This is a genomic window from Cupriavidus sp. CuC1 (assembly GCF_044627735.1).
Taxonomy (GTDB): domain Bacteria; phylum Pseudomonadota; class Gammaproteobacteria; order Burkholderiales; family Burkholderiaceae; genus Cupriavidus; species Cupriavidus ulmosensis.
This window is the reverse complement of sequence record NZ_JBIUHC010000120.1, coordinates 1-11407: the sequence shown is the minus strand read 5'-3', so window position 1 is coordinate 11407 and position 11407 is coordinate 1. Positions and strand designations below refer to the sequence as shown.

The window sequence follows — 11407 nt, the reverse complement described above, 5'->3', positions numbered from 1 at the left end:
CATGCGTGCCCACTCCATCCTGGCGATCGCGAACCTGGTGGTTTGCGCCTGCGCGCTGGGGCCGGACTATGAACGGCCTCCGATCGACACGCCGCAGGCGTTCCGCTTTGAGAGCGGCGAGGCGAAGGACGTGGCGAACACGCTATGGTGGGAGGAGTTCCACGACCCGGTGCTGAATGAACTGGTGGCGGTCGCGCTCGCGGAGAACAAGGATGTGAAGATCGCCGCGGCACGGGTCGACCAGTTCATCGGCCAGTTCGCGACCACCCGCGCGCAGCTGTTTCCGCAGGTTGGCGCGTCGTTTGACGCCCAGCGCCAGCGCATCAGCCGGGCGGGAGCGACGCCCGTGCCGCCAGGTATCGGGCCCGAGTTCAGCACCTTGACCGCCGCATTGTCGGCATCCTGGGAAATCGATGTGTTTGGCAAGCTGCGCCGCCAGACCGAGGCTGCCCGGGCCAACCTGCTTGCGAGCGAGGAAGGGCGGCGCGCAACCATCCTGACCTTGGTGGCGTCGGTTGCCACCGCATACATCAATCTGCGGGACCTCGATAGGCAGCTCGAGATCGCCAAGGCCACGACGGCGAGCCGCGCCGATTCGCTCAAGGTCTTCACGCAACGCTATGAAGGCGGCACCGTGGCGCAGATGGAGGTGACACAGAATCAGTCCGAGTATGAAGCCGCTCTGGCGACCATTCCGCAGATAGAAGCGCAGATCGCGCGGCAGGAGAACGCCTTGTCGGTGCTGCTTGGGCGTAACCCGGGGCCCATCCTCCGAGGCCGAGATCTGGGTCAACTGGAACTGCCGGTGGTGCCGGCGGGGCTGCCGTCCAGCCTGTTGCAGCGCCGTCCGGACTTGCTCCAGGCGGAGCAGAACCTGGTGGCCGCCAATGCGCTGATCGGCGCCGCGCGCGCGCTGTACTTTCCGTCGATCTCTCTGACCGGCCTGTTCGGCACTTCCAGCCGGGAGTTCTCGACGTTGTTTACCGGGCCGGCGCGGATCTGGAGCTATGCCGGCTCCGTGGCGCAGCCGATCTTTACCGCGGGCAGCATCCGGGGCCAGGTACAGCAGGCGCAGGCGCAGCAACAACAGGCCCTCGTTCAATACCAGAAGGCAATACAGGTTGCTTTCCAGGAAGTCGAGGATGCGCTCATCACGGCGCAGAAGTCGCGTGAGCAGCTCGTCGTACAGGGGCGCCAGGTCGATGCCCTGCGTTCGTATTCGCACTTCGCGCGCCTGCGCTACGAGGCGGGCTACACCAGCTATATCGAGGTGCTGGATGCCGAGCGCAGCCTGTTCAACGCCGAGCTCGGCTATACGCAGACACAGGGCCTGGTGTTTACCGCCATCGTCAACCTCTACAAGGCGATGGGCGGCGGCTGGGTGGTCGAGGAGGCCGACCGGATGTCCGGCGTGGCTGGCCCGGCGAAGTCCACCATGGAGAGTTCGCCATGACACGGTTCGCGCTGACGGCCTGCCACGAGTGCGACTTGCTGTTGCGGGAGCCGCGTATGCCGCGCGGCGGTATTGTGCGGTGCCCGCGCTGCGGCGCAGAGTTGTATCGCTACCACCCGCAGAGCATCGACCGGGCGCTCGCCTGCACGCTGGCGGCGCTGGTCCTGTTCATCCTCGCGAACGTGTTTCCGATCATTGGTCTGGCACTCAGCGGTCACGTCGTCTATACGACGCTGTATGGCGCGGTGCGCGTGCTGTATCAGGACGGGATGTGGCCCATGGCGGCACTGGTGCTCGTGACGACCATCCTGACGCCATTGCTGCAGATGGCCGCGATGACCTATCTGCTATTGCCGATCAAGCTACGCCGATCTCCGTGGCGGCCTGACTTGCTCTTCCGGCTCCTGTATCTGGCAAAGCCCTGGGGCATGACGGAGGTGCTGATCATCGGTGTGCTGGTGGCGGTGGTCAAGCTGGCGCATATCGCCGGGGTGGTGCCGGGCATCGCGATCTGGTCGTTCGGTGCACTCATGCTGCTGCTGGCGGCCGCAAGCGCCGCTTTCGATTCGCGTGATGTGTGGGCAAGGCTGGGAGCGCCGCGATGAACGCCAACGATGATGTGCCTCCTGTCTCCCATGTCTCGGCGGCGCATTTTGGGCTGGCGCTGTGTCACAGTTGCGGATTGCTGGCGCGCCTGAAACCCTCAGCGGAACATGCGCACTGCCCGCGCTGCGGCGCCAGCCTGCATTTGCGCAAGCCCGGCAGTCTTGCCCGCACCTGGGCGCTGCTGATTGCTGCCATCGTGATGTATATCCCAGCCAATGTCCTGCCGGTGATGGATACGAGTTCCCTGTTCGGCGCACAGCGGGACACCATACTCAGCGGGGTGGTATACCTCTGGGCCTCGGGCTCGTGGCCGCTGGCGGTGGTGGTGTTCGTCGCCAGCATCGCCGTGCCCATGCTGAAGATCCTCGCGCTGCTGTATCTCGTGATTTCGGTACAGCGCCGCTCAAGGTGGCTGCCATCGCAGCGCGCGCGCATCTACCGGATCGTCGAGTTTGTCGGGAAGTGGTCGATGCTGGATATCTACGTGATCACGATCCTGGTGGCGCTGGTGCAGTTCGACGCGCTGGCGACAGTCAAGGCGGGGCCGGCGGCGCTCGCATTCGGCGCGGTGGTCGTGCTTACCATGTTCGCCGCCATGACGTTCGACCCGCGCTTGATCTGGGACGAACCGCAGGACCATCATGGCTAGCCCTCCCGAACTGCCGGAACCCGACGCGCTCCCCGAGGCCGTGGTAGCACCGCAGCCGCGCTGGCGGCTGCAGCTGATCTGGCTGATCCCACTGATAGCGGTGTTGATCGGCGTGGGACTGGCCGTCCAGTCCGTGCTGGAGCGCGGGCCGACGATCACGATCAGCTTCAGGACCGGCGAAGGGCTGGAGGCGGGCAAGACCAAGCTCAAGTTCAAGGATGTCGACATCGGCCTGATCCGCAGCGTAACGCTGTCCCCGGACCGGAAGAACGTGATCGCCAGCGCTGAAATCAGCAAGAATGCGGAGAGACTGCTGGTGGCGGATTCGCGCTTCTGGGTGGTGCGGCCGCGTATCTCGGGCGGTACGGTCTCGGGCCTCAGCACGCTGCTGGGTGGTTCCTTTGTCGCCATGGACGTTGGCAGCGCGACGGCGAAGCGGCGCGACTATGTCGGACTCGAGACGCCCCCCGTGTTCGGCAGCGACGTACCCGGGCGTCAGTTTGTGCTGAAGAGCGAGGATATCGGCTCGCTGGACGTTGGCTCGCCGGTCTTCTTCCGCCGCTTGCAGGTGGGGCAAATCACCGCCTACGAGCTGGATCCGGACGGCAATGGCGTGACGTTGAAGGTCTTTGTCAACGCACCGTATGACAAGTATGTGAATGAAGATACCCGCTTCTGGCAAGCCAGTGGCGTCGATGTATCGATCGATGCCGCTGGCATCAAGCTCGAGACGCAATCCGTGGTGGCTATCCTGGTCGGCGGCCTGGCCTTCCAGAGCCCGCCGGCTTCAGCCGGGCTCCCGCCTGCCCCGGCGAACGCGCAGTTCGCGTTGTTCCACACGCGCCTGGAGTCGATGGTGCGTCGGGAACGTATCGTGGAGACCTACGTATTCAACTTCACGAAATCCTCGGTGCGGGGCCTGAGTGTGGGTGCGCCGGTGGATTTCCACGGCATCGTGGTGGGCGAGGTGGCGGCCATCAATACGCGATTCGATCCGGTCAAGAAGGAGTTCAGCATTCCGGTCGAGGTGCACTTCTATCCGGAACGGTTCACCGGACGCTATGCGTCGGGGCCGAAAGGCGGACCTATCGCGCCGAACAAGAAGGCCGTGCTGGACACGGTGGTCGCGCGAGGCTTCCGTGCTCAGCTGCGATCCGGGAACCTGTTGACCGGGCAACTCTATATCGCGCTCGATTTCTTCCCGAACGCACCCAAGGCCGCGGTGGACTGGAGCAAGGCCCCGGCCGAAATACCTACCGTTCCGGGTGGCTTGCAGCCGCTGCAGGATTCGGTGGAGGCGCTGCTGGCCAAGCTCAACAAGGTGCCGATCGAGGGCCTCGGCCACGACATGCAGCAGACCATCCGGGATGCCCATACGCTGCTCAACCGGCTGGACGCGGAGGTGATACCGCAGGCGCGCGGCACGCTCGCGGCGGCACGCGAGGCGCTCGACTCGGCCAACGTCGCCATGCAGCCCGATTCGGCGATCCAGGAGAATGCGGGCGACGTGATGCGCGAGCTTTCACGCACGGCAGCGGCGTTCCGCAACCTGGCCGATTACCTGGAACGCCATCCGGAGGCGCTGATCCGCGGCAAATCGGATGAAGGGAAATGATGATGCGAGCCATCCTGTTGCTTGCCGTATCGATTGCGATCGGGACGCTCGCCGGTTGCGCGGCATCTCCGACGGCGAAGTTCTACACGCTCAGTCCGGCGGCCGCGTCTGAAGGCGGCAGCGCGGGCACGGTGCCCGGCGAGGCGATCAGCGTCCTGGTCGCGCCGGTGACAGTACCCGAGACGGTTGACCGGCCGCAGCTCGTGGCGCGGGTCGGCGTCAACGAGGTGCGCTTGGCAGAGTTCGCACGCTGGGCAGAACCGCTCAAGAGCGAGATCCAGCGCGCGGTCGCTGGCGATCTGGCACAACTGCTGGCGGATGCACGTGTGTCCACGACCGAGCAGGGTAAAGGATCGACCGGTGGGTATCGGGTGCGGATCGACGTGCTGCGTTTCGATTCGTCGTTGGGCGAAACGGCCACGGTCGAGGCACTGTGGTCGGTGCGCTTACCCAATGGCGCGGCGGTGCTAAGCGGCCGCACATTTGCGCAGGAACGGGTTGCCGGCAAGGATTATGGCGCCATGGTGGCAGCGCATAGCCGTAACGTGGCAACGCTGAGCCGCGATATCGCCACAGCGATCCGGCAAAGCGGCGCGCCATGAGTCGCGCCCATGAGCGGCTGCGGCATGGCTTGGCCGGTGTCGCGAACCGGATCACTGCGGGCGTCGGTAGCGCGGATGGCCAGGTGGGTTCATGGCATCGCGCAACGGTGCGCCGTCACGAAGGAGTCGTCATGAACGGAATGAACAGACGCAGGGTTTATGCCGTTGCCGTCGCGGCGCTGTCGCTCGGCCTCGCGCAGGCAAAGCCGATTGTCTACCCGGCCAAGGGCCAGAGCGCCGGGCAGCAGCAGAAAGATGACGGTCAGTGCTATGTATGGGCAAAGAACAGCACAGGTGTCGATCCGGCCGCAGTAGCGGCGGCACCGCCTCCGCCATCCGGGCCGGGGGGTGGCGGCGAGCGCGTGCGAGGTGCCGCGCGGGGCGCGGCCGGCGGTGCGGCCATCGGCGCCATCGCGGGTGACGCGGGGAAGGGCGCCGCGGCGGGCGCCGTGGCCGGAACCATGGCCGGCGGGGCACGGGCACGGAGGAACCAGCAGGCAGCGCAGCAACCTGCCCAAGGCAGCATGGATACCTACAACCGGGCATATGCCGCTTGCATGGAAGGCCGGGGCTATACGGTCAAATAGGGAACGATAGCCAGTGGGACGGTACAACGGCATGCCGATCGAGCCGTCGAGGCGTTGCTTGCGCATCTCGAAGATTTCGTCTTGATTGGCCCCGCGGGAGCGGCGTGGCGAGACTTTGGGGGTTAAAAGGAGAGAGACATGAAGAGCAAGATATCCCTGGTCATGGCGGCGCTGGCCCTGGCGGCGACCGCGGCGATGGCTCAGCCGCAAACCAAGGTGGACGTCATGAAGGCGCCTCGCCAGGCGACCGTGACAGGCATCACCAAGGTGACGGCTACCGTGGTGGGCATCGACGCAGCCACCCGGACCGTGTCATTGAAGGATCGGAAAGGCCGGGTGGAGCAGCTTGTAGTAGGCGAGGAGGTGCGCAATTTCGACCAGATCAAGCTTGGCGACGTGGTCTCCGCCGAGTATAGGGAAGCCATTTCGCTGAGCCTGAAAAAGGGCCACGGCCTGCGCTCCAGCGCTGAGCGCGAAGTGATCGAGCGCTCGGCTCCCGGAGCAAAGCCCGGCGGCACGATCGGGAGGGAAATGACCGTGATGGCGAACGTCATCGCCGTGAACACCGAGAAGAGGATGGTCACGCTGAAAGGGCCGATGGGGAACACGGTGGATCTGCTAGTAGAGGATCCCGCGCAGTTGCAGAACATCAGGAAGGGCGACCAGGTCGAGGCTGTCTACACGGAAGCCGTGGCGATCGCCGTGGAACCGGCTACCGGGAAGTAGGCGGCCGCCGGACGCTGGACGGATTCCAGGGCAGACGGACGTCGTGATAGACAACACGATTGACAGGGTAAACGGTGGCTTCTCCGATATCCTCAGGCTGGAAGCGGCCGGCGGTCTGCTGCCCTTCGCTGCGGCAGTACTCGCGTTGATCTGCAGCAATCCGCCGCTTTGTCGCTAGATCTGCAGATTCTGGCTGACATAGTCGATAAAGACACGCAGCTTCGGCGAAGCGTAACGGCTTGCCGGCCACAAGATCCAGAAGGTGACGGTCTGGTCGATGAAATCGTCCAGTACGATCTGTAACGCACCGCTCGCCAGGGCATCGCGCACGATGAAGGTCGGCAGGAAGGCGAGCCCCTTGTTCTGACGCGCCAGAAAACCCAGCACTTCAATGGTGTTGGCGACGAAGGTTTGCGGCAACTCCGGTTCCGCTTCCGATGCAACGAGCTGAAACGGCCAGCGTTCCAGTTTGCCGCTAGCGGGGAATTTATGTAGCAGACAGGCATGCTGCACGAGTTCGGACGGATGCTTGGGTACGCCGTACTTCTCGAGATAGCCGGGCGAAGCGACCAGCACCTGCCCGCAGGAACCGAGGCGCCGCGACACCAGCCTCGAATCGTGCTGCTCACCCGTGCGTATAACCGCATCGAAGCCTTCTTCGATGATATCCACCATGCGATCGGAGAGATCGACGTCGAGTTCGATGTCCGGGTACTGCGTCATGAAGCCGTCGAGCGCCGGCATGATCAGCCCGGACAGTTGCGGCGTGCTGATCCGCAGCCTGCCGCGCGGACTGCCAGCGGCATCGGACAACTCGGCTTCGGCGGCTTCGACCTCGCCGAGGATGCGCCGGCACCGTTCCAGGAACAACGCCCCCTCGGCCGTCAGGGTGATGCTGCGCGTGCTGCGGTGAAAGAGCCGCACGCCGAGGCGCTCCTCGGTGCGCGCAATGCTTTTGCCGACCGCCGAAGACGATACGCCAAGCAGCCGTCCCGCCTCAGTAAAACTGCGCGTTTCCGCCACCTGCACAAACACTGAAATTCCGCTGAGGCTGTCCATTGCCGCATCCGAGGCCATTTAAGGACATGTTTGTCCGATATGACGGATACCTTAGCCTTATTTTCCAGTGCTCGCAAATCGGGCCGGCCTCCGAACAAGCGTTCGCAAACCGGCTGCGACTGGCACTGCGACGAACGGACCGATTACGGATGTTCTTGTCCAATATGTTCGGAACCTTAGCCCATTTTTCTTATTTCAGTCCGTCCATACACTTCTCCTCAAGGTCGAAAGCCCGCTGTTGATCGAGCGTCACCAGCCACTCAATCTCGAGGAAATCATGTCCAAACTCCATTCCGCAGTCAAAGTCGGTCGTTACGAATTTTCCCACCGCGTGGTGCTGGCGCCGCTCACCCGCATGCGCGCCGAAGAGGGCGCCAGGCCCGGCCCGTTGATGGCCGAGTACTATGCCCAGCGCACCTCGGAAGGCGGCTTCCTGATCAGCGAAGCGACCATCGCAGCACCCAACGGCAACGGCTACCTCGGCGCCCCTGGCCTCTACGACGATAGCCAGATTGCCGGCTGGAAGCAGGTGACGGACGCCGTGCACGCCAAGGGCGGCCGCATCTTCCTGCAGCTGTATCACGCCGGACGCCAGTCCAACAGCCAGTTGCAGCCAGGCGGCGTTCAGCCGGTGGCGCCGTCCGCCGTGTCGCATGGCGGCGTCGCCTACACCGAAGCGGGCTGGATCCCGAACACGCCAAGCCGCGCGCTGACGATCCCCGAGATCGCCGATCTGGTCGAAAGCTTCCGCGCCGCCGCGGTCCGCGGCAAGAAGGCCGGCTTCGACGGCGTCGAACTGCACGCCGCCAATGGCTACCTGTTCGATCAGTTCCTGCAGGACGGCAGCAACAAGCGCACCGACATCTACGGCGGGTCGTTCGAGAACCGTGCCCGCTTCCTGATGGAAGCCACCCAGGCCGTCATCTCGGTGTGGGGCAGTGACCACGTAGCCGTGCGCCTTGGCCCGAGCGGCAGTTTTGGCGATATGTCCGACAGCGACCCGAAGGCCCTGTTCACTTACGTCGCGCAAGAACTGGCCAAGCTGAACCTGGCCTACCTGCATCTGATCGAGCCGCGTGTGCTGGGCAATGTGGATGACGAGAGCAAGGATCCGAACCCGATCGCCGCGCAACTGATCCGCAGGCACTACAACGGCGTCATTATCGCCGCTGGCGGCTTCAAGGCCGATACCGCGGAAGCCGTCCTGCAGGCAGGCGACGCTGACCTGGTCGCATTTGGCCGCGACTTTATCGCCAACCCGGATCTGCCCGAACGCCTGCGCCGCCAGCTGCCGCTGAATCCGTACGACCGTCCCAGCTTCTTCGGCGGCACCGAGGTCGGCTATACCGACTATCCGGTCTATAGCGACGACACGGTAGCAGCGTAAGCGGAGCACACGATGACCTCCACGACCCAGTCCACGTCCTTCGCGCCGCTGTACTGGCTGGCGCTAGGAACGTTCGCCGTCGGCACCGAGAGCTTCATGATTGCCGGCCTGCTGCCCGACATTGCCACGGACCTGCATACCAGCATTGTCGCCACGGGCCAGCTGGTCACCGTGTTTGCTTTGGCCTACGCACTCAGCTCGCCGATCCTGACGGCACTGACCGGCGCGTTCCATCGGCGCACGCTGATGATTCTGGTGCTTTCCGCCTTCACGGTGGCGAACATCATTGCCTGGGCCGCCCAGAACTATTGGGAATTGATGGCGGCCCGCATCCTGCTCGCCGCAGCCGCCGGTCTGTATGTTCCCGGCGCCAACGCGCTGGCCGGCGCGATCGCCGGTCCAGAACGGCGCGGCACGGCGCTCGCCATCGTCAACGGCGGCATTACGATCGCGGTCGCCTTCGGCGTACCGCTTGGCGCATTGGTCGGGGACCGGCTCGGCTGGCGCATGACCTTTGCGGGCGTCGCCGCCCTGTCTGCTGCGGCCACGGCAGGCTTGCTGTTCGGCCTGCCGCGTAACATCGGCGCGGGATTGCCGACTGCCACGCTGCGCGAGCGTATCCATGTCGCACGCCAGCCGGTCATCCTGATGACTTTGCTCGTCACCACACTTTGGGCTATGGGCGCCTATACGATCTATACGTACCTGGCATTGTTCGTCGCCACGACCACGCCGTTGCATGGCGCTGAAATCGGCTACGTGCTGTTCACCTGGGGTGTCGCGGCAGCCATCGGCGTGTTCATCGGCGGCAAGGCAGTGGACCGCCTCGGCCCCAGCCGCGTGATCATCCCCTGCCTGAGCGTGTCGATCCTGGCTTTCTCGCTCATGTCGGCGAGTGCGCACTGGCTGCCGAAAACGTTGGCACTGGTTCCCGTCCTGATCGGCGTGGTGGCCTGGGGCATGGCGCATTGGTCCTTCTACCCCGCGCAGCAAGCAGGGCTGATCAACCTCGCTGGCCTGCGCGGCACGCCCATTGCCTTGTCACTCAACGCTTCGTTCATGTATCTCGGCTTTTCGCTCGGCGCCGCGCTCGGTTCCCTGACCTTGAGTTTCACCTCGGTGGACAACCTTGGCTGGACCGCCGCTGCGTGTGAAGTCGCGGCGCTGATCCTGACAGTCAGCATCGGCAAGCATCTGGTAGGGGCGCAAAAAGGAGCGGTCACTGCTGCATAAGGTACCGCTACCGCGCGGCAGGCGTTTGCCGTAGCTCACCGAGACAGCCTGCTTCCAACCGGCACTATCCCTGTCCCGGCGGGTAGTGCACCCCCGATCGGTCTAACACAAGCAGTAAAGGCGAATATGACTATCCCACACCGTACTTTCAAAATTGGCGGCGACACGGAAATCCGGCGGCTCGGATTTGGCGCGATGCGAATCACCGGTCCTGGTATCTGGGGCGCGCCAACCGATCGGGCCGAAGCCATCCGTGTCCTGCGTCGCCTTCCCGAACTCGACGTGAATTTCATCGACACGGCGGACTCGTATGGGCCGAACGTTTCGGAAGAATTGATTCGCGAAGCGCTGCATCCCTATGGTGCCGACATGCTCGTAGCGACCAAGGCGGGACTGGCACGCACGGGTCCCAACCAGTGGGCACCGCAGGGCCGACCGGATTACCTGGTTCAGCAAGCCCACGGCAGCTTGCAGCGGCTTGGTATCGAACAGATCGGCCTGTGGCAGTTGCATCGCATCGACCCATCGGTGCCGCGGGACGAGCAGTTTGGCGCCGTGCGCCACCTGATCGACAGCGGCGTGGTCCGCCACGCTGGCCTGAGCGAAGTATCGGTGGCCGACATCAAGGCTGCATCGAAATATTTCAAGGTGGCGACCGTGCAAAACCGCTTCAACCTGGGTGACCGCGGAAGCGAAGACGTACTCGACTACTGCACCGCCCATGGAATTGGCTTCATCCCATGGTTCCCACTGGCTGCCGGCGAGCTGACCCGTGCCGGTTCGCTTCTCGACACCATCGCGCGCAACCATCACGCGAGTGTCGGGCAGATCGCTCTCGCGTGGCTATTGCAGCGCAGTCCGGTGATCCTGCCGATACCGGGCACCTCCCGGGTCGCGCATCTGGAAGAGAATGTGGCGGCCGGCGCGATGACTCTATCCGACGGTGAATTTTGTCAACTGGACCGCGCGACCACTCAACGGCGGCAAGGCTGGTCCACTACTCCGTCAATTTCGCAATGAATGCGCGTGGCCATGAGCAGCCACTGCGATACTATTGCGTGTGAGCACTTCGCTGCCCAACGTTTTGAGTTGAAGTGCCACTCTCTCCTCGAACCTCAGGATAATCTCCATCCCATCCCATCCCATCCCATCCCATCCCATCCCATCCCATGCCTAGCATTGCGATCCGTACTGCCACGGCGGAAGAGGCACGCGATATTGGTGCGAATCTGCGGCGGTTCAACAGATTGGCAATTGGCAACTAGTGTCCTGAGTCAGAAGTTCCTTGCATTATTGACGCCACGTAGTAGTCTGCGTTGAAGGCACGCAAACGGCGAGGCGTTGATGAGAGGAAGACCGAAGGCAGAACTGGTGTTGAGTGAGGTCGAACGTGAGCAACTCAAGGCGCTGACCATGCGGCGCAAGACGGCACAGGCGTTGGCCTTGCGCGCGCGCATTGTGCTGGCTAGCGCTGAAGGCCTGGACAACAA

At 63.9% G+C, this 11407-nt stretch carries 9 protein-coding genes and 2 pseudogenes; 10 read left to right on the top strand and 1 reads right to left on the bottom strand.

The features are described 5' to 3' along the window. The first annotated feature begins 1 nt into the window (after window position 1). The 6 genes and pseudogenes from ACGLHR_RS36790 (at window position 2) to ACGLHR_RS36765 (ending at window position 6238) form a co-directional block, all read left to right on the top strand. Window positions 2-1453: an efflux transporter outer membrane subunit gene (locus ACGLHR_RS36790; protein WP_400100161.1), complete on the top strand. Its 1452-nt coding sequence runs from the start codon at window positions 2-4 to the stop codon at window positions 1451-1453. Next, a pseudogene (locus ACGLHR_RS36785) lies at window positions 1450-2708 on the top strand (paraquat-inducible protein A). The gene ACGLHR_RS36790 and the pseudogene ACGLHR_RS36785 overlap by 4 nt, the downstream one beginning before the upstream one ends. Next, window positions 2701-4323, top strand: a complete 1623-nt coding sequence (locus ACGLHR_RS36780) for an intermembrane transport protein PqiB (protein ID WP_400100159.1) — start codon at window positions 2701-2703, stop codon at window positions 4321-4323. The pseudogene ACGLHR_RS36785 and the gene ACGLHR_RS36780 overlap by 8 nt, the downstream one beginning before the upstream one ends. Continuing rightward, on the top strand, window positions 4320-4925 hold the full coding sequence (locus ACGLHR_RS36775) for a membrane integrity-associated transporter subunit PqiC (RefSeq protein WP_400100157.1): 606 nt from the start codon (window positions 4320-4322) through the stop codon (window positions 4923-4925). The genes ACGLHR_RS36780 and ACGLHR_RS36775 overlap by 4 nt, the downstream gene beginning before the upstream one ends. A gap of 131 nt (window positions 4926-5056) precedes the next feature. Further along, complete coding sequence (locus tag ACGLHR_RS36770; protein ID WP_400100156.1) at window positions 5057-5512, top strand: YMGG-like glycine zipper-containing protein; 456 nt, start codon at window positions 5057-5059, stop codon at window positions 5510-5512. Window positions 5513-5650: 138 nt separating this feature from the next. Beyond that, a complete protein-coding gene (locus ACGLHR_RS36765; protein WP_400100155.1) occupies window positions 5651-6238 on the top strand; it encodes a hypothetical protein in 588 nt (195 codons plus the stop codon). 174 nt (window positions 6239-6412) lie between these two features. Here ACGLHR_RS36765 and ACGLHR_RS36760 read toward each other — a convergent pair whose 3' ends face one another. Beyond that, window positions 6413-7297, bottom strand: a complete 885-nt coding sequence (locus ACGLHR_RS36760) for a LysR substrate-binding domain-containing protein (RefSeq protein WP_400100153.1) — start codon at window positions 7295-7297, stop codon at window positions 6413-6415. Between the two features lie 277 nt (window positions 7298-7574). Between ACGLHR_RS36760 and ACGLHR_RS36755 the strand changes: the two genes are divergently transcribed. The 4 genes and pseudogenes from ACGLHR_RS36755 to ACGLHR_RS36740 all read left to right on the top strand — a co-directional run. Next, on the top strand, window positions 7575-8684 hold the full coding sequence (locus ACGLHR_RS36755) for an alkene reductase (RefSeq protein WP_400100151.1): 1110 nt from the start codon (window positions 7575-7577) through the stop codon (window positions 8682-8684). Between the two features lie 12 nt (window positions 8685-8696). After that, window positions 8697-9917 carry an MFS transporter gene (locus ACGLHR_RS36750; protein ID WP_400100149.1) on the top strand — a complete coding sequence of 407 codons (1221 nt, stop codon included), beginning with the start codon at window positions 8697-8699 and terminating at the stop codon, window positions 9915-9917. Window positions 9918-10043: 126 nt separating this feature from the next. Continuing rightward, a complete protein-coding gene (locus ACGLHR_RS36745) occupies window positions 10044-10937 on the top strand; it encodes an aldo/keto reductase (RefSeq protein ID WP_400100147.1) in 894 nt (297 codons plus the stop codon). A gap of 324 nt (window positions 10938-11261) precedes the next feature. Next, window positions 11262-11407: pseudogene (locus ACGLHR_RS36740) on the top strand (IS630 family transposase); the annotation flags it as partial.

What these genes read in the sequence shown, in the direction of transcription:
- ACGLHR_RS36790 (WP_400100161.1), top strand. Translation starts at nt 2, where the DNA reads ATGCGTGCCCACTCCATCCTGGCGATCGCGAACCTGGTGGTTTGCGCC.
- ACGLHR_RS36780 (WP_400100159.1), top strand. Translation starts at nt 2,701, where the DNA reads ATGGCTAGCCCTCCCGAACTGCCGGAACCCGACGCGCTCCCCGAGGCC.
- ACGLHR_RS36775 (WP_400100157.1), top strand. Translation starts at nt 4,320, where the DNA reads ATGATGATGCGAGCCATCCTGTTGCTTGCCGTATCGATTGCGATCGGG.
- ACGLHR_RS36770 (WP_400100156.1), top strand. Translation starts at nt 5,057, where the DNA reads ATGAACGGAATGAACAGACGCAGGGTTTATGCCGTTGCCGTCGCGGCG.
- ACGLHR_RS36765 (WP_400100155.1), top strand. Translation starts at nt 5,651, where the DNA reads ATGAAGAGCAAGATATCCCTGGTCATGGCGGCGCTGGCCCTGGCGGCG.
- ACGLHR_RS36760 (WP_400100153.1), bottom strand. Translation starts at nt 7,297, where the DNA reads ATGGACAGCCTCAGCGGAATTTCAGTGTTTGTGCAGGTGGCGGAAACG.
- ACGLHR_RS36755 (WP_400100151.1), top strand. Translation starts at nt 7,575, where the DNA reads ATGTCCAAACTCCATTCCGCAGTCAAAGTCGGTCGTTACGAATTTTCC.
- ACGLHR_RS36750 (WP_400100149.1), top strand. Translation starts at nt 8,697, where the DNA reads ATGACCTCCACGACCCAGTCCACGTCCTTCGCGCCGCTGTACTGGCTG.
- ACGLHR_RS36745 (WP_400100147.1), top strand. Translation starts at nt 10,044, where the DNA reads ATGACTATCCCACACCGTACTTTCAAAATTGGCGGCGACACGGAAATC.